The sequence below is a fragment of the Mycobacterium sp. IDUB_19 genome (assembly GCF_055419445.1).
Map to the genome: position 1 here is coordinate 19,574 of NZ_JBVAXR010000039.1, position 26,529 is coordinate 46,102.

27 protein-coding genes are annotated in these 26,529 nt (G+C 64.3%); 11 read left to right on the top strand and 16 right to left on the bottom strand.

Annotation, left to right across the window (positions count from 1 at the left end; translation table 11 throughout):
• Positions 1-78 precede the first annotated feature (78 nt).
• On the top strand, positions 79-762 hold the full coding sequence (locus ACZY0B_RS22840) for a class I SAM-dependent methyltransferase (protein WP_463766508.1): 684 nt from the start codon (positions 79-81) through the stop codon (positions 760-762).
• Here the strand turns inward: ACZY0B_RS22840 and ACZY0B_RS22845 are convergent.
• The 4 genes from ACZY0B_RS22845 to ACZY0B_RS22860 all read right to left on the bottom strand — a co-directional run bounded on the left by ACZY0B_RS22845 (position 743) and on the right by ACZY0B_RS22860 (position 4,768).
• Positions 743-1,819, bottom strand: coding sequence for a prenyltransferase (locus tag ACZY0B_RS22845; RefSeq protein ID WP_463766509.1), 1,077 nt, complete (start codon positions 1,817-1,819; stop codon positions 743-745). The two genes, ACZY0B_RS22840 and ACZY0B_RS22845, sit on opposite strands and share 20 nt — an antisense overlap.
• Positions 1,806-2,564: a class I SAM-dependent methyltransferase gene (locus tag ACZY0B_RS22850; RefSeq protein WP_463766510.1), complete on the bottom strand. Its 759-nt coding sequence runs from the start codon at positions 2,562-2,564 to the stop codon at positions 1,806-1,808. The genes ACZY0B_RS22845 and ACZY0B_RS22850 overlap by 14 nt, the downstream gene beginning before the upstream one ends.
• The gene (locus ACZY0B_RS22855) at positions 2,558-3,814 is read right to left on the bottom strand and encodes a glycosyltransferase family 4 protein (protein ID WP_463766511.1); all 1,257 of its coding nucleotides are present in this window, start codon (positions 3,812-3,814) and stop codon (positions 2,558-2,560) included. The genes ACZY0B_RS22850 and ACZY0B_RS22855 overlap by 7 nt, the downstream gene beginning before the upstream one ends.
• A gap of 306 nt (positions 3,815-4,120) precedes the next feature.
• Positions 4,121-4,768: a TetR/AcrR family transcriptional regulator gene (locus ACZY0B_RS22860; RefSeq protein ID WP_463766512.1), complete on the bottom strand. Its 648-nt coding sequence runs from the start codon at positions 4,766-4,768 to the stop codon at positions 4,121-4,123.
• A gap of 62 nt (positions 4,769-4,830) precedes the next feature.
• Between ACZY0B_RS22860 and ACZY0B_RS22865 the strand changes: the two genes are divergently transcribed.
• On the top strand, positions 4,831-5,652 hold the full coding sequence (locus ACZY0B_RS22865; RefSeq protein ID WP_463766513.1) for an SDR family NAD(P)-dependent oxidoreductase: 822 nt from the start codon (positions 4,831-4,833) through the stop codon (positions 5,650-5,652).
• Between the two features lie 29 nt (positions 5,653-5,681).
• Here ACZY0B_RS22865 and ACZY0B_RS22870 read toward each other — a convergent pair whose 3' ends face one another.
• Entirely contained in the window at positions 5,682-5,819 is a 138-nt protein-coding gene (locus tag ACZY0B_RS22870) for a hypothetical protein (protein ID WP_463766514.1), read from the bottom strand.
• 61 nt (positions 5,820-5,880) lie between these two features.
• Here ACZY0B_RS22870 and ACZY0B_RS22875 point away from each other — a divergent pair, with 61 nt between their 5' ends.
• A complete protein-coding gene (locus ACZY0B_RS22875; RefSeq protein ID WP_463766515.1) occupies positions 5,881-7,434 on the top strand; it encodes a GMC family oxidoreductase in 1,554 nt (517 codons plus the stop codon).
• Between the two features lie 220 nt (positions 7,435-7,654).
• Entirely contained in the window at positions 7,655-8,452 is a 798-nt protein-coding gene (locus tag ACZY0B_RS22880) for a DUF1906 domain-containing protein (RefSeq protein ID WP_463766516.1), read from the top strand.
• 5 nt (positions 8,453-8,457) lie between these two features.
• Here ACZY0B_RS22880 and ACZY0B_RS22885 read toward each other — a convergent pair whose 3' ends face one another.
• Both ACZY0B_RS22885 and ACZY0B_RS22890 read right to left on the bottom strand, forming a co-directional pair.
• The gene (locus ACZY0B_RS22885) at positions 8,458-9,333 is read right to left on the bottom strand and encodes an alpha/beta fold hydrolase (RefSeq protein WP_463766517.1); all 876 of its coding nucleotides are present in this window, start codon (positions 9,331-9,333) and stop codon (positions 8,458-8,460) included.
• A gap of 109 nt (positions 9,334-9,442) precedes the next feature.
• Positions 9,443-9,778 carry a winged helix-turn-helix transcriptional regulator gene (locus ACZY0B_RS22890; protein WP_463766518.1) on the bottom strand — a complete coding sequence of 112 codons (336 nt, stop codon included), beginning with the start codon at positions 9,776-9,778 and terminating at the stop codon, positions 9,443-9,445.
• A 38-nt stretch (positions 9,779-9,816) separates the two neighbouring features.
• On the opposite strand from ACZY0B_RS22890, the gene ACZY0B_RS22895 reads away from it, so the two are divergent.
• A complete protein-coding gene (locus ACZY0B_RS22895; RefSeq protein ID WP_463766519.1) occupies positions 9,817-10,494 on the top strand; it encodes a carboxymuconolactone decarboxylase family protein in 678 nt (225 codons plus the stop codon).
• Here ACZY0B_RS22895 and katG read toward each other — a convergent pair.
• The 4 genes from katG to ACZY0B_RS22915 form a co-directional block, all read right to left on the bottom strand.
• Positions 10,457-12,676, bottom strand: a complete 2,220-nt coding sequence (gene katG / locus ACZY0B_RS22900; RefSeq protein WP_463766537.1) for a catalase/peroxidase HPI — start codon at positions 12,674-12,676, stop codon at positions 10,457-10,459. The genes ACZY0B_RS22895 and katG overlap by 38 nt on opposite strands.
• A gap of 34 nt (positions 12,677-12,710) precedes the next feature.
• The gene (locus ACZY0B_RS22905) at positions 12,711-13,151 is read right to left on the bottom strand and encodes a Fur family transcriptional regulator (protein ID WP_463766520.1); all 441 of its coding nucleotides are present in this window, start codon (positions 13,149-13,151) and stop codon (positions 12,711-12,713) included.
• Between the two features lie 75 nt (positions 13,152-13,226).
• Entirely contained in the window at positions 13,227-14,513 is a 1,287-nt protein-coding gene (locus ACZY0B_RS22910; RefSeq protein ID WP_463766521.1) for a L,D-transpeptidase, read from the bottom strand.
• 200 nt (positions 14,514-14,713) lie between these two features.
• Positions 14,714-15,757, bottom strand: a complete 1,044-nt coding sequence (locus ACZY0B_RS22915; protein ID WP_463766522.1) for a class I SAM-dependent methyltransferase — start codon at positions 15,755-15,757, stop codon at positions 14,714-14,716.
• 91 nt (positions 15,758-15,848) lie between these two features.
• On the opposite strand from ACZY0B_RS22915, the gene ACZY0B_RS22920 reads away from it, so the two are divergent.
• Positions 15,849-16,256 (top strand): PPOX class F420-dependent oxidoreductase, encoded by a 408-nt coding sequence (locus ACZY0B_RS22920; RefSeq protein ID WP_463766523.1) that lies wholly within the window; start codon positions 15,849-15,851, stop codon positions 16,254-16,256.
• A gap of 42 nt (positions 16,257-16,298) precedes the next feature.
• The gene (locus ACZY0B_RS22925; RefSeq protein WP_463766524.1) at positions 16,299-17,111 is read left to right on the top strand and encodes an MOSC domain-containing protein; all 813 of its coding nucleotides are present in this window, start codon (positions 16,299-16,301) and stop codon (positions 17,109-17,111) included.
• Here ACZY0B_RS22925 and ACZY0B_RS22930 read toward each other — a convergent pair.
• A complete protein-coding gene (locus ACZY0B_RS22930; RefSeq protein ID WP_463766525.1) occupies positions 17,108-17,866 on the bottom strand; it encodes a cutinase family protein in 759 nt (252 codons plus the stop codon). The genes ACZY0B_RS22925 and ACZY0B_RS22930 overlap by 4 nt on opposite strands.
• A gap of 235 nt (positions 17,867-18,101) precedes the next feature.
• The gene (locus ACZY0B_RS22935) at positions 18,102-18,650 is read right to left on the bottom strand and encodes a thioredoxin family protein (RefSeq protein WP_463766526.1); all 549 of its coding nucleotides are present in this window, start codon (positions 18,648-18,650) and stop codon (positions 18,102-18,104) included.
• Here ACZY0B_RS22935 and ACZY0B_RS22940 point away from each other — a divergent pair.
• On the top strand, positions 18,649-19,695 hold the full coding sequence (locus tag ACZY0B_RS22940; RefSeq protein WP_463766527.1) for a DMT family transporter: 1,047 nt from the start codon (positions 18,649-18,651) through the stop codon (positions 19,693-19,695). The genes ACZY0B_RS22935 and ACZY0B_RS22940 overlap by 2 nt on opposite strands.
• A gap of 17 nt (positions 19,696-19,712) precedes the next feature.
• On the opposite strand, the gene ACZY0B_RS22945 is transcribed toward ACZY0B_RS22940, so the two are convergent.
• Positions 19,713-20,891 (bottom strand): glycosyltransferase, encoded by a 1,179-nt coding sequence (locus tag ACZY0B_RS22945; RefSeq protein WP_463766528.1) that lies wholly within the window; start codon positions 20,889-20,891, stop codon positions 19,713-19,715.
• 92 nt (positions 20,892-20,983) lie between these two features.
• Positions 20,984-21,625, bottom strand: coding sequence for a cutinase family protein (locus ACZY0B_RS22950; RefSeq protein ID WP_463766529.1), 642 nt, complete (start codon positions 21,623-21,625; stop codon positions 20,984-20,986).
• A 193-nt stretch (positions 21,626-21,818) separates the two neighbouring features.
• Between ACZY0B_RS22950 and ACZY0B_RS22955 the strand changes: the two genes are divergently transcribed.
• Both ACZY0B_RS22955 and zwf read left to right on the top strand, forming a co-directional pair.
• Positions 21,819-22,670, top strand: a complete 852-nt coding sequence (locus tag ACZY0B_RS22955; protein ID WP_463766530.1) for an LLM class F420-dependent oxidoreductase — start codon at positions 21,819-21,821, stop codon at positions 22,668-22,670.
• A gap of 73 nt (positions 22,671-22,743) precedes the next feature.
• A complete protein-coding gene (gene zwf / locus ACZY0B_RS22960; RefSeq protein ID WP_463766531.1) occupies positions 22,744-24,249 on the top strand; it encodes a glucose-6-phosphate dehydrogenase in 1,506 nt (501 codons plus the stop codon).
• Positions 24,250-24,262: 13 nt separating this feature from the next.
• On the opposite strand, the gene ACZY0B_RS22965 is transcribed toward zwf, so the two are convergent.
• Positions 24,263-25,897: an L-lactate permease gene (locus ACZY0B_RS22965; protein WP_463766532.1), complete on the bottom strand. Its 1,635-nt coding sequence runs from the start codon at positions 25,895-25,897 to the stop codon at positions 24,263-24,265.
• Positions 25,898-26,077: 180 nt separating this feature from the next.
• Here ACZY0B_RS22965 and ACZY0B_RS22970 point away from each other — a divergent pair, with 180 nt between their 5' ends.
• Positions 26,078-26,518, top strand: coding sequence for a limonene-1,2-epoxide hydrolase family protein (locus ACZY0B_RS22970; protein WP_463766533.1), 441 nt, complete (start codon positions 26,078-26,080; stop codon positions 26,516-26,518).
• Positions 26,519-26,529: the final 11 nt, after the last annotated feature.

Below are 26,529 nucleotides of genomic sequence, written 5' to 3' on the forward strand. Positions count from 1 at the left end.
CCGCTGGGCAGGGTAACTCCGACCCCACGACCTCGACCACGGTGTAGGCGGTCTCCCGCCGACCGATAGGTTCAGCCCATGAGTCACACCAACACGAGCACACCCGAGCACCTGTTCGCACTGGCCGAAGAGGTGACCGGTTTCATGCCGGACGATGAGGGACGCGCGCTGTACGAGGCGGCGGTGCGGTACCTCAACGGCGGTGTCGGTGTGGAGATCGGCACTTATTGCGGCAAATCCACCCTGCTGCTCGGCGCAGCGGCGCAACAGACGGATGCGGTGCTGTACACGGTCGATCATCACCATGGCTCCGAGGAACACCAGGCCGGCTGGGACTACCACGACGCCTCGATGGTCGACGAGGTCACCGGATTGTTCGACACGCTGCCGACGTTTCGTCGCACGCTCGACGCCGCCGGGCTGGACGACCACGTGGTGGCAATCGTGGGCAAGTCACCCATCGTGGCTCGGGGGTGGGGGTCAGCGCTGCAGTTCTTGTTCATCGACGGCGGCCACTCCGAGGCCGCGGCCACCGAGGACTTCAACGGATGGGCGAAGTGGGTGAGCGTCGGCGGAGCGCTTGTCATCCATGACGTATTCCCCGACCCGAAGGACGGCGGACGTCCGCCGTATTACATCTATTGCCGCGCAATAGATTCCGGTGAGTTCCGGGAAATCTCGGCACTCGGGTCGCTGCGGGTGCTCGAACGCACCAGTGGTCAGGTCGGCAAGCCGATCGAAGTCAGCGACCGGGCCCGGTAACGACGCACTCGCAATCGAAGTCGGTCTGCAGACCTAGCGGCAGGTCGTGGCTGCGGAAGATCCCCGCACCCCCAGTAGTGTCCGACAGCGCGTCTGCCGCCAGGATCACCGCCGCCCCGGTCCACGTCGTGCGCTCTTCGGGCCACCGCTTCCCGTCAGCGAATACCAGACCCGTCCAATATGAACCGTCTTCTTCGCGCAGGTGCTGCATCGCGGCGAACTGCGGATGTGCGACGGATCGATGCCCCATGGCGTCGAGCGCCAAGACCAGCTCGCATGTTTCGGCGCCCGTCACCCAGGGCCGGTCGCCCACGCAGCGGATGCCGAGGCCGTCGACGACAAAGTCGTCCCAGCGTTGCCTGATTCGCTCAGCGGCCGCCGGGCCGCGCAGCGCACTACCAAGGATGGGGTAGTACCAATCCATCGAGTAGCGGTCCTTTTCGGTGAACGCCTCCGGATGCGCGACGAGCGCATGTCCCAGCCGCCCCAACGCCAGCTCCCACTCCGGCTGCGGATCCCCGACGAGAGCGGCCAGCGCCAACGCGCACCGAATGCTGTGATACACACTGGCGCAACCGGTGAGCAGGGCTTCGCGCACTGGCCCAGTTTCGCTTCGGGCCCAACAGATCTCGCCGTATCCAATCTGCAGATCGATGACGAAGTCGATCGCTTTGTGCACTGTCGGCCACATCGTCGCAGCGAATGATTCGTCGCCGGTGACCGACACGTAATGCCAGACACCCGTGGCGATGTAGGCGCAGAAATTGCTGTCGCTGTTGGCGTCTTCGATTACCCCCTTGCGGAATTGCAGGGGCCAGGAGCCGTCGGACCGCTGAGTGCGACGACTCCACTCATACGCGGCCCGGGCCGGCTCCAGCAATCCGGCCGCGGTGAGCCCCATGGCGGATTCAACGTGATCCCACGGGTCGGTGTGGCCGCCGTGAAACCACGGGATGGCACCAGATGATTCCTGCTCGGCGGCGATGGACAGGGCTGTCTGGCGACACTGCTCCGGGCTGAAGACACCCGGGACTGCCGGCGCGTTAGATCGACGCAACTGAGTACCCCAGGGTCGCTTCGGCTTCCACTATCTGCGGCTTGGTGAAGTACATCGCCACGCTTTTGCCCACGAATGGATTCAGCACTGACTCCGCGATCCGGGTCAGCTTCGGGCGCTGCATGAGGTCCCACACCAGGAGTTTGTGGTAGGCGGTCACCGCGGGATGCTCGGTGTTCTCAACACCGAGAGCGCATTTCAACCACCAGAACGGCGAATGCAACGCATGCGCATGATGGGAATGCGTCAATTCCAGGCCGCTGCCGGCGATCTTGTCCCGCAATTGGCTGGCCCGATAGATGCGGATGTGGCCGCCCAGGTTGGCGTGATACTCGTCGGACAGCAGCCAGCACACTTGTTCGGGAAGCCATCGCGGCACGCTGACCGCCAGCGTGCCACCGACTTTGAGTACTCGAATCAGCTCCGCGATCGCCGCGTTGTCTTGGGTGATGTGTTCCAGGATTTCGGATGCGATGACGCAGTCGAACGTCTGGTCCGGGTAAGGCAATTTCAGCGCATCACCGACAACCGCCTCCGCTGATGCCGCTGCGGGCGCCTCGCCATTTTCGCCCATCGCTTTCAGAATGGCGTCCACAGACTGCAATTCGGCTTCGTCGCGGTCGAAAGCGATGACGTCGGCACCGCGGCGGTATGCCTCGAACGCATGCCGGCCTGCGCCGCAACCCACGTCGATAACCTTGGTGGAGGGCCCGATGTCCAGCCGATCAAAATCGATTGTCAGCATTGCCGTTCGCCTTGCACAGCGGCCCTTCGTGCGATTGCCCGCTCATAAATCCGCACGGTTTGCGCGGCGACAGCTTCCCAGCTGAATACGCTGACAGCGCGCGCTCGTCCCGCTTTCCCCAGGCTGCGGCGCTTTTCCGGCGAGTCGAGGAGCTCGCCGAGTGCACGGGTCAGCGCCTCGACGTCGGCAGGCGGCACTAGTTCGGCGCAGGCGCCGTCGGTCCCGAGCACCTCGGGCAGTGCGCCCACCCGGCTCGCGACGATCGGGGTACCGCTCGACATCGCTTCCACAGCAGGCAGCGAAAAGCCTTCGTAGAGTGACGGAATGCAGGCGACCTCTGCCGAGGCGAACAAGGCGGCCAGCTCGGCATCGGAAAGCCCACTGGTGATGTGGACGATGTCGGAGATGCCCAATTCTGCGATCAGCTTGTGAGTGGGGCCATTGGGCTCCACCTTGGCGACGAGTCGCAATTCGAGATCGCGGTTCACCCGGAGCCTGGCGACAGCCTTGAGCAAGGTGGCGACGCCCTTCAGCGGGGTGTCGGCACTCGCGATGGCCATCACCCGGCCAGGTTCACGTGGGCCCGAACGAGGTTGGAAGAGTTCGGTATTCACACCCAACGGCACGACATGCAGTTGATCGTGCGAGACGCCGAAATCGGAGACGATATCCGCAGCCGATGACGACGAAACCGTCAAGAGGTCCGGAATCTGGCGGGCTACTTTCTCCTGCATCTTCGAAAACCCGTACCAGCGACGCACTGACGGTTTCCGCCACCACCTGGCAGCAGCCAGATCAAGCACCCGGTCCCGGGTGATGGGGTGGTGCACGGTAGCGACCACCGGCCAACCCGCGTCGGCCAGCGTCAGCAGTCCGGTGCCCAGGCTCTGGTTGTCGTGAATGACGTCGAAATCGCCGGCCCGTTCGGCGAGCAACCGGGCCATCCGGAGCGTGAACGTCCGTGGCTCGGGAAAGCCCGCCGTCCACACCCCCAGCAGTTCCAGCACGTCGATGGAGTCGCGAATCTCGCTCGGGTGCGGAATCCGCCACGGGTCCGGCTCCCGGTACATATCCAGGCTCGGCACCTTGGTCAATCGCACCCGAGGATCGAGCAGCTCCGGGTACGGCTGTCCGGAGAAGATTTCGACATCGTGGCCGAGTTCCACGAGACCGTGGCTGAGATGTCGTATGTAGACGCCCTGTCCGCCGCAATGGGTCTTACTACGGTAGGACAGCAAGGCAATACGCATACTCAACTCTTCTTTGCTGGTTAACGAACGCGGGGAGGCGCCAAATCCATTGCGATCAACGAGCTCCCGAACCCCGTGACAGCAAACTGGACATGTGTCCAGACTATAGTTCGATTAGCTAATCGACGCAACGCGCCATCGGTGCCCTTCAATACTAGGTTTGGGCGATTTTCGTCCGTCGACGAGGTCCACTGGATAACTGCTTCGGGCTGCGCGGAGACACTCGATGCGCGGATCATGTTGTGAGCCAATGGCCTCACCGTTGATCGATGGCGGGTAGCAATTGTTTGCTGGCGCGGGCGTCGACTATGGCACAGACGAAGTCCCGGTTCGGCGATCGAAGAGGTCGGACAAAGCGTCGGAGACCATGCTCTCGGGGTCCTGGTCGATCCCGACATTGCGCAGCTCACCCTCGATGGCCAGGGATGCGATGCCGTGCACGAGCGACCAGAGCGGTCCGGCGGCCTCGCGCGGCTCGCGGCCGCGCAGCAACCCGGCGGCCTGACACGCGGCTATCGCGTCAAGCAGGACGCCAAACGCTTGACCTGCAGCGACGGCCAGGCTCGGGTGCTGGGTTTTGTCGGTATCCGCGCCGAACATGACACGGTACTGGTCCGGATGGCCGAGGGCCCAACACACATAGGCGCGACCGGTTTCGATCAGCTTCTCCGTCGGCTCTGACCCGGTATCGGCGCCGAGCGTCAACGCGGAGTACAGCTCGAGGAACCCCTGTTCAGCGACGGTAGCGAGCAGGTGGGCCTTGTCGGTGAAGTGGCGGTAGGGAGCCGCGGCGCTGACGCCGGCCCGTCGCGCCGCTTCGGTCAGTGTGAAACCCTTCGGCCCCCGCTCAGCCACCAGTGAGAGCGCGGCGCTGGTCAGCGCCCGTTTGAGATCGCCGTGGTGGTAGCTGTCACGGCGCGTTTTCGTCGCTGCGGGTGACTTCTTCGCGCCCATGTTGACGACATTAACATGCTGACCTATGTTGATGGTATTCACACTTCTGGAAGGAAGCCGAAATGGCAGCTCAACGAGACGGGGGAGCCGGGTGGGCAGTGATCACGGGTGCCAGTTCCGGTTTCGGCGCGATCTTCGCCGACCTGCTGGCCAAGCGGGGCTTGTCATTGCTACTGGCCGGACGCGACGAAGTACGGCTCAACGCGGTGGCGCAGCGAGTTCGCCATAGCGCTCCCGGGAGTGATGTCGAGTTGGTCGTCGGGGACCTGGGCACCGGGTCGGGCGTCGATGCCCTCGCGGCGCGACTCGAGGGATGCGCGGTCGAGGTGCTGGTCAATAACGCCGGGTTCGGCACATACGGGCGGTTTTCCGAACTCGACGCCGGCCGCGAGCATGAGCTGGTCGCGGTCAACGTCGACGCCGTGGTTCGTCTCACGCACGCGGTGCTTCCCGGAATGCTGGCGCGCGGTCGCGGCGGCATCCTCAACGTCGCCTCGACTATCGCGTTTGCGCCCGGGACCTATCAGGCAACCTACGGCGCATCTAAGGCTTTCGTACTTTCGCTCAGCCAGGCCTTGTGGGCCGAAACCCGGGGCTCGGGCGTCAGCGTGACCGCGCTGTGCCCGGGACCGACCCGGACGGGATTCGTCGATGCACTGGGATCGGATGTCTCGCACACCGCGATCTACCGGCGCCTGGCGGCACCGGAGCCGGTGGTGGCCGCGGGGCTGCGCGCACTCGACCGAGGCCGCGCCGTCGCGATCCCCGGGTGGCGCAATCGGATCATGTCTACCGGCGGCCGCTTCTCACCCGGTTGGCTGTCGGCCTTGATCAGCGCCCGGATGCTGCGGCCCGCTGCCGCGACGATGCATGCGAGCCGGTGAAATGTCGGGCAGGGTCTCCACTTTCGAGATCAACTGAACGCATCCTTGCTGGCCGCCTCGTGGAAGCGGCTGAACGCCGGGTTATTCACGTCACAGCGGACACCCTTCTCGCCTTCGACTCCGAATTGAAGGTAGTCACACGGGAATTCGTGAAACCGGTGAACCACCCGGCTTCCTCGCACGTGGCTAGATATCAAACGCTATACCTAGCGACGTGAAGGAGTCATCGTGAAGGCTGTGTTAGGGGCGCGCTACGACATCATCGTGTGCGGGGCCGGATCGTCGGGTTCGGTCATCGCTGGACGATTGGCGGAAAACCCTGACCTCGAGGTCTTACTGCTGGAGGCCGGTGGAAGCGATGACCTCCCAAGCGTGGCCGAGGCTAGCCAGTGGCCGCTGAACCTGGGCAGCGAGCGCGACTGGGGTTTCGTGTCCGAGCCTGACTCACGGCTCTACGGCCGCTCCATCCCGTTCTCGATGGGCAAAGTACTGGGCGGCGGGTCAAGCATCAACGTCATGCTGTGGGCGCGCGGTCACCGCAGCGATTGGGACCTCTTCGCAGCGGAATCCGGTGAGCCGGTCTGGGGCTACGAGTCGGTGCTCGACCTGTATCGGAAGATCGAGGATTGGCACGGCGTGGGCGAGCCGAATCATCGCGGCAGGGGTGGGCCGGTCTTCGTCCAGCCGGCGCCCGACGTGCACCCACTCGCCACAGCGGCGGTGCAAGCGGCCAGGGCAATTGGCATTCCGACCTACCAGAGTCCCAACGGTCCGCTGATGGAGAACAATCGGGGCGCCGCCATCGCCGACCTACGCGTTCGTAACGGAAAGCGCCAGTCGGTGTTTCGCACCTACGCCTTTCCACAACTGGAGAAGCCGAACCTCACGGTTGTGCCACATGCACTGGTGACGCGCGTGATTTTCCAAGGTAATCGGGCTACCGGTGTCGAAGTCGAGCATGGCGGTGCGATCCATCGGGTGGCCGCTGACACCGAAGTCGTGTTGTCACTCGGTGCGATTCAGACGCCCAAGATGCTGATGCAGTCCGGCGTCGGGGACGAAGACGAACTGCGCCACGCAGGAATCACGGTTCGCCAGTCCCTGCCCGGTGTCGGCCGCAATTTTCAAGACCACTACGGGTTCGACTGCGTGTGGGAGTTTCCCGACGATGTGCGCGGCAGTGCCCAGGCGGGTGCGACCTTCTTCTGGGACTCCGGGTCCGCAGACATCCAAGGCCCGGACCTGTTCGCCTGTCTCGCACCACTGACCAAGTCCACGCCCGAGAACGTCGCGAAATATGGTTTGCCGCAGAATGGCTGGATCCTGTTCGGCTCTCCAACGCATCCCAGAAGCCGCGGCCGGTTGCGGTTATCGGGCCCGGACCCGCACGATCCCATTCGGATCGAAGCAAATGCGCTATCAGATCCCCACGACGTCAAGACGGGAATCGCCTGCATCGAAACCCTGCGTGAAATCGGCAATTCCGCAGAGCTTCGCCCCTATGTCGCGCGCGAGGTCATGCCGGGCGATCTGACGGGCGACGAGCTGGAAACCTACTTGCGCAACGCGGTCACCACCTACTGGCACGAATCGGGAACGGCCAAGATGGGTCGCGATCCGATGTCGGTGGTCGACGCACAGCTCAAGGTCTACGGTGTCGAGGCGCTGCGGGTCGCGGACGCGTCGATCATGCCGCGCATCACCAGCGGCAACACCATGGCGCCCTGTGTGGTGATCGGCGAGCGCGCCGCGCAATTCATCAAGGCCGAGCATCGCCTTTGAGACCTCGTCGTGGGCGGATCAGTCCGCCGTGCACTCGGCTGCCAATCCAGACTGACCAATCATCAATGCCCAGAAAGGAATTCAGCCATCATGGTGGAAATAGTCGACAAGGGTCAAACCAGCGCATAGCACGCGCAGCCGTTGCTCTTTGTCCACGGCGCCTTCCCAGGCGCGTGGATTCCGTCGTCACCGAAGGCAACCGTCTTGCTACCATCGCGCGGTGCCCGATTCGGCTGCACCACCTGGACACGGCGGACCGCGATCCGTTCCGCGACGCGAGGCCCTCAAATATGCCTTCACGCCGGCTCTACTAACCCTGGCCGCGACTTTCGATGCGCCGGCCGCATCGGCCGACGACATCAGGCTTATCGACTTCGCAGAAAAGCGGATTTCGCCGGACGAGATCAAATCGGCCGGGTACTCCGGCGTGATCAACTACGTCTCGGAGGAGCGGCCCGGAGCGCATTTCGAGGCGAAGCCCATCACCCGCGACTACGCGGACGCCTTGCGCGCGGCGGGACTTCAGATCGTCAGCAACTTCCAGTACGGCAAACCGGGATGGCCGACGCCGTCGGATCTCACCCGCGGACACGACGGCGGGGTTGCCGACGCTCAGACGGCGCTGCGGCTGCATGCTGCGGCCGGGGGTCCCAACTCGGCGCCGATCTTCTTCAGCGTCGACGATGACATCGACGTCAACACCTGGAATACCCTTGCCGTCGACTGGTTTCGGGGAATCAACTCGGTACTCGGCATCGGACGCACCGGCATCTACGGCCACTACAACGCGTGCGGGTGGGCGATCAGAGACGGGGTGATCGGCAACTCGACCAGCGCGGGGCACCGCTGGGCATGGCAGACGCGGTCATGGTCGCACGGCCAGCGCGAGCCCATGGCGGTGCTGTACCAAGCGATCGTCAACAGCCCGTCGAATCCGGGCCCGCTTCTGGGCGGCATCAACGTGGATGTGGACGACGTCCTTGCGGCCGATTACGGACAGTGGGATCTCAATCGCTGAGCCCGCTACATGCCCAGAGGCACCGAGCTGCCGGTCGTCTGGGGTGTCGTCGAGGCGATGAAGTCCTCCAGGATGTCGGCCACCGCGGCCGGCGCTTCTACGTGGGGGAAGTGCCCGACGCCCTCGATCACTTCGAGGCGACTGCCCTCGAGCGCGTCGTGGGCAGCGTAGGCGTGCGCGACCGGGATGATCCGGTCTTGATCGCCCCAGATCAGCACCGTGGGCAGTCCGGCCGCGACATGGAGCTTGTTGAGCGCGCTAACGGCCTGACCGCGGTAATCCACAACTGAGCGCAGCGTCCGCAAGAACGCCTCGCGGGTCCGCGCATCCGACAGCGAGCAATACGCCTGCCACATCTCACCGGCTCGCGGCGCGTGAATCCCCGCGGAGGCCATCCATGACCCCAGCTTGTTGCCGACCTTCAGCACCGGCCGTGGTGCGACCACGGGCAACACCAATTCGGCGCCGGGTGCCGACAGCATCCGCAGCACCGGGCTCAGCTCTGGGCCGAGGCCACCGCTGCCGATCAGGGCCAGCCGCTCGCAGTAGTCCCGGTGCTGGTGGGTGAACTGCATCGCGATGCCGCCACCGAGCGACTGCCCGACGACGGTTGCGCGGGTCACGCCGAGTTCGTCGAGCAGATCACGCAGGGAGACCGCGAATGCTCCCAGCGAGTAATCGCCGCGAGGCTTATCGGACTCGCCGTGTCCGAGCAGATCGGGCGCGATGACGCGGTATCTCTTGGACAGCTGCGGGATGATCGCACGCCAGGTGGCCGAGCTGCCCGCCATCCCGTGGATCAGCAATAAGGCTTGGCCGCGGCCGGCTTCCCGGTAGGCGATCCGGTCACCGTGAAGTTCGATGTACTTCAATTCGCTCATGATCAATCCGTTTACCCAAGCTGTTGGTAGTTGAACGCATCGGGCGCTTCGCCAAGAATACGTAACTTACGCCTTCGTAGGTTACTCACGGGTAATTGTGTGGTGGGCCTCACTCGACCAACACGCCGGCTTGCCGCGCCCAGTTGTCGGCCCAGGCTTGGAGCGGTTTCAATGCGCCCATCAGCGACAGCCCATGGTCGGTGAGGTGATATCCGCCGCTGGAGTGACCCACGATATGCAGCGCTCGCAGTTCCTTCAGCCGGGTATTGAGGGAGCCGGGATTCATGTCGGACGCTGCCTGCAGCGCGCGAAAGGTCAATGGGCCGCCGCGCAGCTCCCACAGGACACGCATTGCGCCGCGCCGGCCCAGGGCATCGAGGGCGACCATGATTGGCCGCCCGGAGGTCGATCCCCGTACGGGTGATCCGATTCGCGGAGTCGTCATGCTTCACATTTTGTAGCACTAACGCGTAGGGTGCCAGCATGAGTAGCAGCTATAAAAACCGTAGCGCGCGCATGGCCCCCGCTGCGTCACCCCTCCCAACCGACATCCAGCAGGCCATCGACGCCATCATGCGCGGCAAGCCGCCACTGCTGCTGTTCACCACATTGGCCCGCGACCGGCGGCTGTTCTTCAAATTCTTCAATTCCGGCCTGCTTGACCGCGGCCATCTGACCATCCGCCAGCGCGAGATCATCATCGACCGGGTCACCGCGGCGTGCGGCGCCGAATACGAGTGGGGAGTGCACGTGACCACGTTCGCGACCACCGCCGGATTGAACGCGGACCAGATCGCATCGCTGACCACCGGCGGCCCTGACGACAAGTGCTGGGATGACGCGGATCGCGTGCTGATCCGACTCTGCGACAGCCTGCAACGCAGCTGCACCGTCGACGACGATCTCTGGGCACAACTGAGCGCCCACCAGTCCGATGAAGCGATCCTGGAGTTGCTCATGCTCGCCGGTAGCTACCGGACGGTTAGCTATCTCGTGAATTCGCTCCGTTTGCCGCTCGAACAGGGCGCCCGCACTTTCTCGACATATCGGCGCCCAAATGAACGACACCCCGCGAGCCAGGCCGGCCGCGGGGTGTCGTCCAGTGCTGACGATCAGGCCGATATCACTTCAGGTCGTACCGATCGTTGTTCATCACCTTGACCCACGCCGCGACGAAGTCCTCGACGAACTTGCCCGCGTTGTCGTCCTGCGCGTAGACCTCGACCAGAGCGCGCAAGATCGAGTTCGACCCGAACACGAGGTCATTCGCGGTCGCGGTCCACTTGGGAGCGCCCGAGGCCCGGTCGCGGCCCTCGTAGACGTTCTCCTGGGTCTCCGACGGCTTCCACTCCGTGCCCATATCGAGCAGGTTGACGAAGAAGTCGTTGGTCAACGCGCCCGGCTTGTCGGTGAACACGCCGTGCTTGCTCCCGCCGTGGTTGGCGCCGAGGGCACGCAGGCCACCGATGAGCACCGTCAGCTCCGGAGCGGTCACACCGAGCAGGTAGGCCCGCTCCAGCAGCAGCTGCTCCAGTGGGGCCTTCTCCCCGGGCCGCGCGTAGTTGCGGAACCCGTCGGCTCGCGGCTCGAGCACCGCGAACGACTCCACATCGGTGTTCTCCTGGGAAGCATCGGTACGGCCGGGCGCGAAATGCACGGCGATGTCGTAGCCGGCTTCCTTGGCCGCCTTCTCGACCGCCGCGGAACCGGCCAACACGATCAGATCAGCCAGCGAGATCTTCTTGCCACCCGACGCTGAGGCGTTGAAGTCCTGCTGGATCTTTTCCAGCGCGGGCAACACCTTGTCCAGCTCGGAGGGCTCGTTGATCTCCCAATTCCTTTGCGGCTCAAGACGAATCCGCGCCCCGTTCGCGCCACCGCGCTTGTCGGTGTTGCGGTAGCTGCCCGCCGCCGACCATGCGATCTTCACCAGCTGCGGAACGGTCAGGCCGGACTCGAGCACCTTCTTCTTCAGGGCCGCCACGTCCTTGTCGTTGACCAGGGGGTGGTCGACGGCCGGAACCGGGTCCTGCCAGAGCTGCGGCTCGGGAACCCACGGACCGAGGTAACGCGAAATCGGTCCCAGATCACGGTGCAGCAGTTTGTACCACGCCTTGGCGAACGCCACGGCCAGCTCGTCGGGGTTTTTCAGCCAACGCTGGGTGATCTCGCGGTAGATCGGGTCCTCCCGCAAGGAGATGTCGGTGACCAGCATCGTCGGAGCACGGCCCGGTCCGCCGAACGGATCGGGGATGGTGCCCGCGCCGGCGCCGTCCTTCGCCGTGAATTGCCAGGCGTCACCCGGGCTCTTCACCAGCTCCCATTCGTAGCCGTACAGAGTCTCCAGGAAGCTGTTGTCCCACTTGGTCGGGGTAGGCGTCCAGACGACCTCGAGACCGCTGGTGATTGCGTCCTCGCCCGAGCCGCTGCCGTAGGAGCTCTTCCAGCCCAGCCCCTGCTGTTCGATCGGGGCGGCCTCCGGCTCGGGGCCGACCAGATCGCCGCTGGCGGCGCCGTGGGTCTTGCCGAAACTGTGGCCGCCGACAATCAGAGCGGCGGTCTCTTCGTCGTTCATCGCCATCCGGCCAAAGGTCTCGCGGATGTCTATTGCCGCGGCGACCGGATCCGGCTTGCCTTCGGGGCCTTCGGGATTCACGTAGATCAGACCCATGGTGGTAGCACCGTAGGGTTCAGCGAGATCACGCTTGCCGGAGTAGCGCTTGTTGGTGCCCAACCATTCGTCCTCTTCACCGAAGAGGATCTCCTCGGGCTCCCACACGTCGGGGCGACCGAACGCGAACCCAAAGGTCTTGAACCCCATCGACTCCAGCGCAACGTTGCCGGCGAGCATCAGCAAGTCCGCCCACGAGATCTTGTTACCGTGCTTCTTTTTGACCGGCCACAGCAGTCGGCGTGCCTTGTCCAGGCTGGCGTTGTCCGGCCAGCTGTTCAGCGGCGCGAAGCGCTGCAGGCCCTGGCCGCCACCACCGCGGCCGTCGTAGATGCGGTAGGTGCCGGCGGCGTGCCAGCTCATCCGAATGAAGAAGCCACCGTAGTGGCCGTAGTCGGCGGGCCACCAGTCCTGGGACGTGGTCAGCACCGAGACCAGGTCGGCCTTGACGGCCTCGACGTCGAGCTTGGCGAACTCTTCGGCGTAATCGAAGTCGTCACCGAGCGGGTTGGCCTGGGGTGAGTGCGGGTGCAGCCTCGATACATCGATCTGGTTGGGCCACCAGTCCTGGTTGGTCCGAGGCGCCTCGCCCTTCGGCTCGGGCGAGGGGATCGCCGGGTTTTCGCTCTCACTCTTATGGGATGTATCTGATGACACAGCATTCCTTTCCAGTGGTGGGTAATCGGGCTGTGATCACGGGCTGTGATCAGGAATCCGCGGTCGAGCAGTCGGGGCACATGCCCCAGTAGATGACTTCAGCCTCATCAAGGACGAAGCCATCGAGAATGCTGTTGTCGTCTGATGGAGTGAGACATGGGGCATCGCCGACCGCGCAGTCGACGTCGGCGATGACGCCGCAGGCCCGGCACACGACGTGATGGTGGTTGTCGCCGACCCGGGATTCGTAGCGTGCGACCAGCCCCAATGGCTGGATGCGCCGGACCAGGCCCACCGCCGTCAGGGCATTGAGCACGTCATACACCGCCTGACGTGAGACGTCGGGGAGGCTGGTCCGCACCGAGGAGAAGATCGACTCGGTGTCGGCATGCGGATGGGCATGTACTGCCTCCAGGACCGCAATCCTGGGCCGGGTCACACGCAGATCGGCAAGCCGCAACCGCTCCGCGTAGTCCGACGTTGACGACACAAGGCCAATATGGCCCACTTATCTGGAATCAGTCAAGACTTTATCGGTGCAACACCCCGTAAAAATTTGGCGTCGCTAAGCCGACTTCAAGGCACTGCCGTCGCGCCACTGGTCCCAGCTGAGCGTCCAATCGCCGTTCTGGGCCAGCTGCAACGGCGGACCGCCGCTGTTGCGGATCTCGACCACGTCACCGGGAACTGAGAAGCCGTAGAACCATTTCGCGTTGTCGGCGTTGAGGTTCAAGCACCCGTGCGAGGTGTCGGTGTGTCCCTGCGCCCACACCGTCGCGTCGAGCTGGTGCAGATAGATGCCGTCAATGCTGATCCGGGTCGCGTAATTGATGGTCTCCCGATATCCGAGGCGGGAGTTTTTCGGCAGCCCAAATGTCGAGGAGTCCATCACCACGGGATTGCCCTTGTCGAGCACGGTGTAAGTGCCGGAGGGAGTCCACAGCGATATGGTCTGCGCGCCAACCGTCTCGGTGCCACCCATTCCCATGGAGGTGGGCATGGTGCGGACCAGAGCGCCGTTGGTGTAGACGCTCACCATCTTGGTGGCATCATCGGCGATGGATACGTGCGCATCGCCGATCCGGAACGACACCCGGTTGTCTTCTTGCCCGAAGAGGCCGTCGCCCAAGGAAATTCCGTAGATCTTGGCTTCGACGGTGACAGTGGTGCCGGGTGCGTAATAGTGCTCCGGTCGCCAATGGGCGTTCTGCCCGTCGACCCAGAACCATGATCCCTGCACAGCGGGGTCAGTGGTCACTTTCAGCTGTCGCTCGGCGGCGGCACGGTCGGCGATCTTTTCGTCGAAGTGTGCGACGACCACTGTGCCGACCCCGTAGGTGCCGCCGTTTCGCAGCGAGGCCTGCGAGGTGGTGGTAAACGAGACTTTGGTCTGGTTCGACGGCCGTAGTGTGGAGAATGACGACACCTGATTCGACACCACGCCGCCAGCGCCGCGGCTACTGACGTTCAGCGTGTAGTTGCGTCCGTAGCCCAGGGGAGTGGTGAGCTTCCATACGGTGTTGTCCGGCGTCATCACGCCCTGGATGGTTTTGCCGGCATCATTCACCAAGCGAACGTCGGTGAGTGTCCCGGCATCCGCTTTCACCTCAACCTGCGAGACCGGATCGACGTCATGCGAATCCGGGCCTGGAGTGATCGAAACCCGTGCTGCCCCAGACCCGTTCGCAGAGTCTGCCCGGTGGGCGCAATTACCGTTCGAGCAGCGCGGTAACAGCCCGGCCTGGGCGGCGCCGGCCACCGCGATGAAAACGAACACCACCAACAGGAAGCGGCGTGGCCGACTGATACCGAGTATTCGGTGGACATACTCGGCGGCGCTCTTGGACATCATTGAACGGGGGCATCCTCAGGGGTCTGTTGATTGCTGCCTATCAAGTAGCCCGAGGCGCGCTCTCTGAAACCGATCCACGTTGGTTTGCCGGAACACCGTCGTGGCGCGGGGCGCTTAGCCAGCCACCGGAGTTGCGTCCTCGGGTTGAAAGTCGTTGCCGCTATTGACAACCCCCGCGCCGGGCGAGATTGTCGCCGAACTCAACCCCGCTTGCGGTAGACGAGCCAGCGCAACTCGATGGGGGAATCCTCACGCGCGACATCGAAAACGTCGAGGCCACTGGCCCATCCGTCGAACCAAGTCGTGGGCGGCCAGGCACCTTCGGGTAAGTGGTCTTTCTCGTACTCGTAGGCCGAATCGTCGGAGATGAGTTCGAGCGGCAATCCGGCCGCCGCCGTGGTGACCTCGTCGCGGGTGAAGAACGTGCTGTTGCATTGCTGCCCGAGTTCTCGCGCGGCGTCGTCGGGGGTATAGCCCTCACGCGCCAAAAAAGTGTTGAACACCAAGCGACCACCGACGGCCAAACACTGTGCGGCGAGCTCGAACATGCCGCGCAGCTCGTGTGCCGTGCGGAAGTCGGGCACCACCTCGGCGAGCACGACCAGCTGATAGTCCCCGCGAACACCTTCCATCGCCACAAAAACGTCGCTTTGGATGACGCGGATATCGAGTGAACCCCGTTCAGCTTCCACGCGAATGATGTCGGCGAACTTCGCGGCCATCTCAACCGCGTCGACCGGGTGACCACGCCGCGCCAAGGCGATGGCGTTTCGTCCCGTGCCGGCGCCGATATCGAGTACCCGGCACGCGCTCGGATCGGTGGCTTCGCTGGCGAGAGCCCATACGCGGGCGTCGGGTGCGGTGCCGAACAGTGGCCCCTCGCGGGTGGTAACCCAGTTGTCGTATTCGATCCCGACCGTCGAAACTTGGGGTTTGACGCGGTAGTTCAGCATCGTGCCGAACGGTGCATTGAACTGTATGAGGATGTTTGAACGCGAGGAGGCCTTAAAGGCTTTCGACAATTCACCCTGCAGCACCGCTCTGAGCTGAGCGCTTTCCTCGTCCGTGTGCACGATGCCCAAGCCGGCGAAGATGGTCTCGCACATCTTGACGTACTCATCGAGCATGCCCGGAACGGCCGGCAACTGGATCTGGCCCTCGGCGTTCGACCGTCGATGCAGCCGCCGGGCCATCGCTTCGCGCAGCGTGGACGGGTCGAAAGATCTGCGGGCCCGATCCTCCATCAGACTCTTGTACACGACCCGGCCGCTGACTGCACGATGGGGCCGGATACACGATGGGGAGTGCGATGTTGCCGTGGCGAGAGGGGAGACGATGAGCGAGGACGCGACCGCCCAGTTGGGCGAAGAAAAGTTCGTGTCGTTGACGACTTTCAAGCGCAACGGCGAAGCGGTTGCCGCGCCGATGTGGATCGTCGGCGACAGTGCGCACCTGTCGGTGTGGACACCGGCCGACACGTGGAAGGTTAAGCGGGTTCGACGCGATCCCCGGGTCACGCTGACGGCGTGCGGTCGAACCGGGAAGGTGCGGGCCGGTGCGCCCGTCGTCGAGGGGACTGCCGAGGTGATCACCGACCCGTGGGAGGTCGCGCACGTCAAATCACTCGTCAAGCGCAAGTATGGATTCGAGTTTCGGGTCGTCACCCTTCTCGAAGCCATCGCCGCCCGCGGCCGCAAGCCGCGGTTCGTCTTGCGCATCACGGCGCCGACTGGTGGAAGATAGTCGGCAACGGGTCGTGCTGTGTGGCTTGATGGGGATGTTCATATGAGGGTCGAGAGTTTACGCCGTTACCCGGTGAAATCGATGCTCGGAGAAGCCGTCGAGAGCTTGTACGTCGACGAACGCGGCGCAGATGGAGACCGGCGGCTCGCACTTATCGACACCGCAACCGGGCATGTAGCCAGCGCCAAACAGGCGCGACTATGGCGCGGGCTGTTGAAGTGCACGGCCCGCGGAGATACCGGGGAGGTAAGCATTGGGCTGCCCGACGGTACGAGCGTCGCGGCCTGCGACCCCGGCGTCAATGAGCTGCTCTCGCGCCTGTTGGGACGTGCGGTCCAATTGGTCAGCAAGCGGCCGGATGGTGCGGCGGTGGAACGTCCGGACCCCGAACAGCTGCTCGCGCTCGGGTTGGATGCCGAGGTCGCGGGCCGCATCTTGGAGATTGGCCTAGGGACGCCGGGGGATTCGTTTACCGACGATGCTCCACTGCACGCGATCACCACGGCGACCCTGGACCACATCGGCGTCGAGGCCCTGCGCTACCGACCGAATATCGTGATCGCGACGCCGCCCGATTGCCCGCCTTACGCCGAAAATGACTGGGTTGGACGGGAATTCGGCATCGGCGAGGTGCGGCTACACGGTTTGGAACTCACCCCGCGCTGCGTGGTGCCGACGCTTGAGCACGGGCCACTGCCGAGAGCTCCGCAGGCGCTGCGCACACCCGCCGCCGAGAATCGTTTGGAAGCAGGCAGTTGCGGACCGTCCGCCTGTGCAGGCATCTACTTCAAGGCAACAACGGAAGGTGTTATCCGCGTTGGCGATCGGGTCACCCTCGTAGAGGCCAGCGCCTAATTGCCGAAGCCGCTGGGAGGGTGCACCACTGGTGCCGGTCCGCCCGGGCCTGCGTCGAGGCGGCTGGCGGCAAACGACGCGCCCTTGTCGATCCAGGTGCCGTCGTCGGCGTAGGTGTTGTGGGCGGAGAAGTTCATTCCGTCCGAGCACACCGGGTCGTCGGTGGCGCACACCTTGATGGTCTTGCCCGCATAGGTCGGCCCGATGACCACGGGCGGCTCACCCAGGAAGTTCATCGCCCGCACGTTGGGCATGCCGAACAGCACGACCGCGGCGACGTGGTCGGCGACGTCGGGTGACAGGGGTTTGGGCACGGTCGCGGGATCAACCCCGTCGGGCACTGCTGCCGAAGTGACGAAGCCCATCACGGCCGCGCCCTGGGAGAATCCGCTGAGCACCATCTTGGTCTTGGGGCAGCTGGCCGCCATCGACATGACGTGAGCGCTGGCGTCGCGAATGCCGTCCAGGCCGGTGTCCCATTCATTGCTGGCCGGGTAGTTGACCGCGTACACGTCGACGGACTTTCCACCTTCGCGCCCCCGCAGGTTGTCGACGAAGGCTTGCCCGGTCGGTCCGATTCCCTCCGGCTCGCCGGTGCCGCGGGCGAACACCACTTGGGCGTCGGGACACGGCTCGGCTGATGCCCATGGGAGGGGGGAGAACAGGACAGAGGCGCCAAGGCTCAACGTTGCTGCAGCCGCAGCACCCACGAAACGGACGACGTAACCGGCATTCATGCCCAATAAGGTGCCCATCCAGGCCGATCACCAAACGGGTGATATTCCACACGCGTCCGAGGTGAACGCACTGGCCAGCGACGGTAGGCCTTCGCGATGGTCGGCGTGCGGCGGGTGAACACACTAATCGGGGGACGGCGGGCAGGATCGTGGACGAGGCACGGCCACAGTCGATTTCACGTTGCGAAACGCGCGTTACCAGTTGCCGCCCGAACTGCCCGAACCCACCGTCTGCGGCAGGCGCCAAGACGGCTCAACGCCATTTGATGCCGCAGCCTATCGACGGCCGCTGGTTGGGGTCGACGGGACGCCCGGCCAGCACGGCGTCGACTGCCGCCCGGACGTCGGCCGCCGTTACCGGTAGCTCGTTTTTGGGCCGGGAGTCGTCGAGCTGTCCGCGGTAGACGAGCCGGCGTTCACTGTCGAACACAAACGTGTCTGGGGTGCACGCGGCGGAGAAGGACCGGGCGACGTCTTGCGTCTCGTCGTACAGGTACGGAAACGTCCAGCCGTGGCGGCGGGCCTCGGCGACCATCTGGTCGGGGCCGTCCTGCGGATACGTGGCGACGTCGTTGCTAGAGATGCCCACCATTGCGACACCTTGCTCGGCGAGGTCACGGCCCAGCGCGGCCAGCCCGGCCGCAACATGCTGGACATACGGGCAGTGATTGCAAATGAAGGTGACGACCAGTGCGGGACCGGTGAGCTCGTCGAGGCTGACCAGCGCGCCGGTTGCTGGGTCGGGCAACGTGAAGGACGGCGCGGACGTGCCGAGGGGGAGCATCGTTGACTCAATGGCCATGCCCGCCAGCCTAGTCCGCGGCGACCCGGGCACCACCGCCGATCGTGGGTGCGGAAGGCTGCATCGGGTGGGGCCAGAGTTAGCCGCGTTGCAATCCGGGGTACCAGTCCGAAACATGGGGTGGGTGATGTCGCACGCCGTCGCGATCTTCTCGGGGCTGCTCGCCGCGTTCTGGGCAGCAGTCGGCATCGTCGTTCGACAGCGCGCCGCCCAAAACGTTTCGGCTGGTGAGGAGCTGTCCGGACCGACGGTGACAAGCGTTGTTCGCCAGCCGTTGTGGTGGGCAGGGCTTCTCGCTGCCGTCGCTGGTTTTGTGTTCCAGGCCCTGGCGCTGGCGCACGGATCCCTGATGCTGGTGCAGCCGCTGCTGGTTACGTCGCTGCTGTTTGCGCTGCCGTTGAGCGCGAAGCTTTGCCATCAACGCATCACCCGGGCTGAGTGGAGCTGGGCGATCGTGTTGACTGTCGCCCTGGCGGCGTTCTTGCTCGTCGGGCAACCCCGCGAGGGCCATAACCGTCCGCCGATCCCATCGTGGACCCTGGCAGTGCTGCTCACCGCACCGCTGGTCATCGCGTGCCTCGTCGTCGCCAGGCGCGCCATCGGGCGCCCACGCGCCATGCTGCTGGCGGTCGCGGTGGCGGTGCTGCTCGGCGTGGTCGCGGTCTTGACGAAGATCTGCACGCACCGTTACGCGGTCGACGGGTGGCATGGGCTGCTGACCGTCCCTGCTCCGTACCTTTTGGTCGTGCTGGCGGTCGCGGTGACCATGGTGCAAAGCTCCGCGTTTCACGCCGGCGCATTGCAGGCATCGGTGCCGATCATGCTTGTCGGCGAACCCGTCGTCGCCGTAATGCTCGGGATCGTGGTGCTCGGCGAACACCTCGCGGTACGGGGATCGGCAGCGCTGGGCCTGCTCGTCGCGGTGGTCGCGATGGCGGCATCGACGATCGCGCTGGCCCGCGATCAGGCGCCCGGCGCAGCCCACGCGACCGCGAAAGATGTTGACGTACCACGGGCTAACGAAGACGGTGTGGTCTACAGGTAGGCCGTGCCGGTTTGCGCTCATCGCGGCTGCTTGAGGGCGGCCTCTTCCAGGAGATCGACAGCGCGCGCGATGCTTTCGGCCGGCTTGGTCATCGAGGCGGCGACCTCACGGGCCCGGGCAGCGCGTTCCGGAGCGAGGATGCCCTGCAGGTCCGCGACCACTGAGTCCAGGGTGCTTTCCATAAAACCGCGTCCAGAGCCAACTTTCAGCTGCGTGATACCGGCCGCCCAGACCGGCTGATCAAGCCAGAACCACAGGATCAGCGTGGGAACTCCGGCCCGCATCCCTGCGGCCGTCGCGCCGGCGCCGCCATGATGGACGACCGCGCGGCACAGCGGAAACACGGCCGCGTGGTTCACCTCGCCCACGATCTTCACGTGGTCGGCGTGCGGAGCGTCGGCGACCTCATTTGGGCCGGTACAAATCAACGCCCGCTGGCCCACGCGCGCGCTGGCCTCGCTGATCACCGCGATGGTCTCAACAGGGGATGCCAGCGGCGTGCTGCCGAAGCCGAAGTAGATCGGCGGCGTGCCGGCGGCGATCCAGGACAAGACCTCGTCGTCGGCGTCGCTTGGCAACCCCAGCGTCAGTGCACCGACGAACAGCGGCGCGGCGTCCGGCTCCAGCCATTCGGCCGCCGGGCCCGGCAAGCAGATCTCGTCATAGGCCTGGATTTCTACCGTCGGTCGCCGCGAGTCTCCGGCGACCTCCGGCAAGCCGAGGGCTCGGCGTTGAGCGTCGTCGGTCTCCTTGGCTATTTGCGGACCGAATGCGCCGGAGCCCAAGATCCGCGACGGGAAGTAGTGCAGCGCACCGAGCGGAATGCCGTGATACTCCGCGATATTGGCGGCCACGCCCTGCTCGTTGAAGGCGGCAACCAGCAGGTCGGCTCCGGTTGCCAACGATGTCAGCACGGCGCTCTTCTCCGACTTGACCTCGTTGACATGCTGGGCGACTTCGGCCCACATGGTGACCGGGTTCTGGACCTTGCCGAAGAAAGCCGCGGCGAAGTCCATCTGTGCCCGCGAGTCACGGCCATACGGGACCGCGGCCAGCCCTGCGGATTCGACGAAGGCCGCCATGTTAGGCGCGACCGCCATCTGGACGTCGTGGCCGCGTCGCATTAGCTCGCGGCCAACGGCTGCCAGCGGCTCGACGTCGCCGCGACTTCCATACCCGGCCAGCACGCATTTCATCGGCGGAACCTCACTCGCGGTGCTGCCTGTCCCGCGCACCAGATCTGATCTGTTGGTTGCGATCCACCGCGCGGCTCTGCGCGGCGACGCCGTTAACGGAGCCGGTCGGCCGCGAAGTTCGCGGCCTGGTCCGTCATCCCGTCCTGGATGTAGGAGACATGGGCCATGATGTTCCCACCCGACGAGCAGATGGGATCGTCGGGAGCGCACAAGCTCATCGTCTTGCCGCTGTACACCGGGTTGATCGTCGGCAGCGGCTGGCCGCCCCACAGCGCGCTCGAGAATTGACTGGTCGGCTCCCCGAACAGGGCGACGGCGGCGACGTGGCCAGCCACCGGAGCCGGCATCGCCTGAGTGGCCAGATCGATCACCGTCGAGCCCTGGGAGTATCCGCCGAGCACGATCTTGGTGTTCGGACAGTTGGCGACGGTGCCCTGGATGTGAGCGCTCGCGTCGTTGGAACCGGCTGGCGCGCTGTTGTGGTAGTCGTCGTTGGCCGGGTAGTTAACCGCGTAGACCCCGACGGACTTCCCGCCAACCTTCGAGGTAAGCGAGTCGGTGAATGCTTGACCGATGTTGCCGAGGCCAGGCTCCTGATGGGTACCGCGAGCGAAAACCACCTCGACGTCGGAGCATGGATCAGCGGAGGCGGTAGGGGAGATTGGCGAGGCAACCAACGCCCACATCATCCCTGCCGCGACGCCGACGATTCGAACAAGCCTGAGTGCACTCATGCCCAAATGCTGACACATCGACCGAGACGGCTGTACCGGCGGCTCGCGTAACCGGGTGCGGGCCGGCTAAGCCGGCTCCTATCAAAATGAGGTCCTCGCCGGTGGGAAGGAACTGCATATTCGCGCAGTTTGAGCTAGGTAACCCGGCGACGCCGTAAAGATCCGTCCCGGGGGTTCTGAAAGGCTGGGATACGTGACCGACTCAACGAGCGGGACGAAGGCCGCTGCGGTGTCCGCGGACCGGTCGAGTCCGGTGCGGATAGGCGTTCAGCTGTGGGCGGGCGGGACACCGGACTACCGCACGTGGCGCCAGGCGGTGCTGCGCGCCGAAGAGCTCGGCGTTGACGCCATATTCGGTTACGACCACTTTCACAAGCCCTTCGTCGACATCGTGGACGGCACTCCGCAGCTCCAGGATGAACAGCCCGAGGTCAACAACTTCGAAGCATGGACCGCACTCGCCTCCTGGGGCGAGATCACCAATCGAGCCGAGATCGGCCTCCTCGTCAGCGGCATGCCATATCGCAACCCCGACCTCGTTGCGGACATGGCACGCACGGTCGATCACATCAGCGGCGGCCGATTGATCCTCGGCCTCGGTGCCGGCTGGTATCCGCAAGACTTCATCGCCTACGGCTACGAATACGGCACCGTGAGATCGAGAATGGACCAGTTCGACGAGGGTTTGCAGCGCATCGAATATCGGCTCAACCATTTGACTCCCAGTCCGCTGCGTCAGATCCCGATCCTGATCGGCGGAGGAGGGGAGCGGCGCACCATTCCCGCCGCGGCACGGCATGCCCAGATCTGGCACAGCTTTGAACCCATCGACGAGTTTCGGCGCAAGAACGAGCTCCTCAAGCGGCTCGCCACGGATGCCGGACGCGACGAGGCCGGCATCGAGCGCGCGATGGCGTGGACGGATGCCAAGTCGGCGGATGCCTTCGTCGCCGAGGGCGTCACGCTGTTCACCACCGAAATCCACCCCGACGACAGCGGGTATGACTTCTGCAAGCTCGAGACGATGCTTGCCTGGCGCAGCTGATATGCAGCCCGCCCAATACGGGGCTGCGGCCCCGCGGCTGCGGATATGACGCGACAGTGGAAGTATCACCGGAGTGGCCGCTAAGAAACCGCAGACGATCTCTTACCCGGCGCCCGACTCACGTCCGCGCCGCCACGACTACGACCCGCTCGACCCCCATGTCATCGTCCTGTTCGGCGCCACCGGGGACCTGGCCAAACGCAAGCTGATTTCCGGCCTGGCCTATTTGGATCAATCCGAACTCGCGCCCGACATCCAGGTCGTGGCGACGTCGCTGGAAGAACTCAGCGACGACGAGTTCCGCGACATCGCCAAGAACGCAATCGACTCATACGGCACCCACAAACTCACGCCCGAACAGTGGGCCGACTTCGCGAAAATCGTGCGTTACGTCCCGCAGGGTGCCGGACCAGAGGCACTGGCCGCCGCGGTCGCGGAAGCCGAAAGCAACCTGGGGCCGAACGTCAAGAGACTGCATTACCTGTCCGTCCCGCCGAAAGCGGCGCGCGACGTCATCACCCTGCTGCGTGACGCGGATCTCGTCGAACGCTCGCGGGTGGTGATGGAAAAGCCATTCGGGACCGACCTGGCCAGTGCGGTGGCCCTCAACGACTTTCTGCACGACACCTTCGACGAATCCCAGATCTTCCGCATCGACCACTTTTTGGGCAAGGAGGCGGCCCAAAACATCCTGGCGTTCCGCTTCGCCAACGGTCTGTTCGAGCCGATCTGGAACCGCAACTTCATCGACCACATCCAGATCGACATTCCCGAAACCCTCGGTCTGGATCAGCGAGCGAACTTCTACGAAAGCACGGGCGCCTACAAAGACATGGTCGTCACTCACCTGTTGCAGGTGATGGCGTTCGTGGTGATGGAACCACCGACGGCCCTCGAGCCATACGCCATTAGCGAAGAAAAGAACAAAGTCTTCCGCTCGATGCTAACGATCAAATGTTCGGATGTGGTACGCGGTCAGTACGCCGGGTACCGCGAAGAGGCAAGCGTGGCAAGAGATTCCGATACCGAGACGTTCATCGCGCTGAAGGTGGGCGTCGACAACTGGCGTTGGGCCGGCGTGCCGATCTACCTGCGCACCGGCAAGAAGATGGCCGAAGGGATCCGCATCATCTCGATCGCCTTCAAAGAAGCTCCGCGAAGCATGTTCCCGCCGGGGTCAGGAGTGGGGACCCAGGGCCCCGATCACCTCACGTTCGATTTGGCTGATAACTCGAAGGTTTCGCTGTCCTTCTACGGCAAGCGGCCCGGCCCCGGGATGAAGCTCGATAAGTTGTCGATGCAGTTCTCCTCCCAGGAGATCGACACCGTAGCCGACACTTTGGAAGCCTACGAGCGACTCATTCTCGATGCGATGCGCGGCGACCACACGCTGTTCACCACGGCCGAGGGCATCGAATCGCTTTGGGAGCGTTCGGCAGATTTGATTACCGACCCGCCGCCAGTCAAGGTGTACCCGGTGGGAACGTGGGGCCCCAACGCCATTCACCAATTGATCGCGCCCAATGCGTGGCGGTTGCCGTTCGAGCGCGGCTGGCGCGAAACCATAAACGACGACTAACGCCAGGGACGAGTCAGCCCACCATCCAGGACAGCACCGAGGCCTGTAGTCCGGACAGGGCGCAGATAAACGCCAAGAACACCACGCTCCACAAGACCACTCGGCGGAAAACGTCACCCTCTTTTCCGTCCATGTCGACCGCCGCGGCGGCGATCGCGAGGTTCTGCGGAGAGATCATCTTGCCAAGCACACCGCCGGAGCTGTTGCCGGCGGCCATCAGCAGCGGGGAAAGTCCCGCCTTGGTCGCCGCAGTCACCTGCAGGGCGCCAAACAGGGAGTTCGACGAGGTATCGGACCCGGTTACCGCCACACCGAGCCAGCCCAGAATGGGGGAGAGCAATGCGAAAGCGCCGCCTGCCCCGGCCATCCACGCGCCCAAAGTGATGGTCTGTCCAGAGGCATTCATCACGAAAGCCAGTGCCAGCACTGCCATTACGGTGAGGATGGCCCAGCGGAGTTGACACAGCGTCGCCCCATAACGCTTGACGGCCTCTGCCACCGAAAGACGCAGCACCACCATGGCGACGATGCCCGCCAGGAGCATCTGGGTGCCCGGTGTGGTCAGCAGATTGAAGGTGAAGTTCGGAAGCGTCGACGGGTTGCCCTTGGCGGTGTACAAGTGCAGTCCCGGCCAGCCCACCGTGTAGGTCGCGTGCTCGAGCAACTTCTTCACCTCCGGGATCTGGCAGAGCACGAAGATGGCGATGATGATCGCGTAGGGCGCGTACGCGCGGACCACCTCGGCGCGTGAGTCGGCACGCCCGAGATTCGCGGCGAACTCGGGGGACGGGGTGTCGCCGGCACCGCCGACGACCACCGTGGCGCGCGGCGCGGTGTGCGGACGGTGGACGCGCAGCAGCAACACCACGGCACCGGCAGACAGTAACGAGGCCACCACATCGGCCAGTGGCACCGACACGAAATTCGAGGTGGCGTATTGGCCGATGCCGAAAACCACGCCGGCCGCCAGCGCCGCGGGCCAGGTCTCCCGAATCCCGCGCCGGCCGTCGGCGATGGCCACCAAGACCAGCGGAACGAAGACGGCCAGGATGGGGGTTTGACGCCCGACCATCGCGCCGAGCGCGTCGCTCGACAATCCGGATACTTTGCCGAGTGTGATGATCGGTGTCGCCATCGCCCCGTAGGCGACCGGTGCGGTATTGGCGACCAGCGCCAGAACAGCGGCCTTGAGCGGTTTGAAACCCAGGGCGAGCAACATCACCGAGGTGACCGCTACGGGCGCACCGAATCCGGCCAAGGCTTCGAGCAGCGCGCCGAAGGAAAACGCGATGATGATCGCTTGAATGCGATGATCGTCGCTGACGCTTGCGAAACTGCGCCGCAACACATCGAAATGCCCTGTCTGCACCGTCATCTGGTAGACCCAGATCGCGTTGATCACGATCCAGAGAATCGGGAAGAATCCGAAGACGGCGCCCTCGCCACCCGCTAGCAGCGTCTGACCAATCGGCATGCGGTACACGGCAACTGCGATCGCGATCGCCACGCCGAGTGACAGCAGTGCAGCCCGCCACGCCCGCAAACGCAAAATCCCAAGCATCACAAAGAGCATCACCAGCGGCAAGGCGGCCACCAGGGAACTCCAGCCCAGCGAGTGGGTGACAGGGTCGAGGATCTGCCGATACATATTGGGCACCTTATGGATCACGAACGGCGCATTGTTTCTGGTCCATCGGATGACAACCACGAATGTCTGCAAAAGATTTGGAGAACGATTAAATCAATCAGTTTATTTAGGCGTAGAGTCAACGATCAGCCGCCGGAAGGCCGCGCACGAACAGACGGTGACTAGCAAAGGAACATGAACATGCCACAAGGTGTTGCGGCAAAAAATGAAAGCGAGCAGCTCGTGCTCGACTTCATCCACGCCTTCTACGGGCAGCACATCGACATCGACGCGGCGACCGCCCTGATGGCGGATGACTTCATTTGGCAACTCCATGTACCGCTCTCACCGGTGGTCGTCGGACGCGACGCGGCCCGCGCGGAGCTGGAGAAACACAACAGTCTTTCCACCGGCATGGTCGAAGGAAGTGAGATCCGCACGATCGTGTCGGACGGTGACACCGTGGTGGTCGAGCGCGTTGACGTGAATTCTTTGGGTGGCCTTCCGGTCACGTTCAATGTGACCGCGATCTTCGAGGTCCGCGACGGCGCGATCACCCACTGGCGCGAATATTGGGATACCAGCCATGTCGCAAAGCAACTCGGCATCGAGCCGGCGCACATGTTCGACGCGCTCGCCTAGTCGGCGGGCAA

Bases quoted from the DNA above. Each gene is read 5' to 3' on its own strand.
- ACZY0B_RS22940 (WP_463766527.1), top strand. From the start codon at position 18,649: ATGCCCGCCAGCCTAGTCCGCGGCGACCCGGGCACCACCGCCGATCGT.
- ACZY0B_RS22850 (WP_463766510.1), bottom strand. From the start codon at position 2,564: ATGCTGACAATCGATTTTGATCGGCTGGACATCGGGCCCTCCACCAAG.
- ACZY0B_RS22885 (WP_463766517.1), bottom strand. From the start codon at position 9,333: ATGAGCGAATTGAAGTACATCGAACTTCACGGTGACCGGATCGCCTAC.
- ACZY0B_RS22840 (WP_463766508.1), top strand. From the start codon at position 79: ATGAGTCACACCAACACGAGCACACCCGAGCACCTGTTCGCACTGGCC.
- ACZY0B_RS22970 (WP_463766533.1), top strand. From the start codon at position 26,078: ATGCCACAAGGTGTTGCGGCAAAAAATGAAAGCGAGCAGCTCGTGCTC.
- ACZY0B_RS22860 (WP_463766512.1), bottom strand. From the start codon at position 4,768: ATGGGCGCGAAGAAGTCACCCGCAGCGACGAAAACGCGCCGTGACAGC.
- ACZY0B_RS22950 (WP_463766529.1), bottom strand. From the start codon at position 21,625: ATGAGTGCACTCAGGCTTGTTCGAATCGTCGGCGTCGCGGCAGGGATG.
- ACZY0B_RS22935 (WP_463766526.1), bottom strand. From the start codon at position 18,650: ATGGCCATTGAGTCAACGATGCTCCCCCTCGGCACGTCCGCGCCGTCC.
- ACZY0B_RS22865 (WP_463766513.1), top strand. From the start codon at position 4,831: ATGGCAGCTCAACGAGACGGGGGAGCCGGGTGGGCAGTGATCACGGGT.
- ACZY0B_RS22945 (WP_463766528.1), bottom strand. From the start codon at position 20,891: ATGAAATGCGTGCTGGCCGGGTATGGAAGTCGCGGCGACGTCGAGCCG.
- ACZY0B_RS22890 (WP_463766518.1), bottom strand. From the start codon at position 9,778: ATGACGACTCCGCGAATCGGATCACCCGTACGGGGATCGACCTCCGGG.
- ACZY0B_RS22920 (WP_463766523.1), top strand. From the start codon at position 15,849: ATGAGCGAGGACGCGACCGCCCAGTTGGGCGAAGAAAAGTTCGTGTCG.
- ACZY0B_RS22965 (WP_463766532.1), bottom strand. From the start codon at position 25,897: ATGTATCGGCAGATCCTCGACCCTGTCACCCACTCGCTGGGCTGGAGT.
- ACZY0B_RS22915 (WP_463766522.1), bottom strand. From the start codon at position 15,757: ATGGAGGATCGGGCCCGCAGATCTTTCGACCCGTCCACGCTGCGCGAA.
- ACZY0B_RS22930 (WP_463766525.1), bottom strand. From the start codon at position 17,866: ATGGGCACCTTATTGGGCATGAATGCCGGTTACGTCGTCCGTTTCGTG.
- ACZY0B_RS22925 (WP_463766524.1), top strand. From the start codon at position 16,299: ATGAGGGTCGAGAGTTTACGCCGTTACCCGGTGAAATCGATGCTCGGA.
- ACZY0B_RS22910 (WP_463766521.1), bottom strand. From the start codon at position 14,513: ATGATGTCCAAGAGCGCCGCCGAGTATGTCCACCGAATACTCGGTATC.
- ACZY0B_RS22855 (WP_463766511.1), bottom strand. From the start codon at position 3,814: ATGCGTATTGCCTTGCTGTCCTACCGTAGTAAGACCCATTGCGGCGGA.
- ACZY0B_RS22895 (WP_463766519.1), top strand. From the start codon at position 9,817: ATGAGTAGCAGCTATAAAAACCGTAGCGCGCGCATGGCCCCCGCTGCG.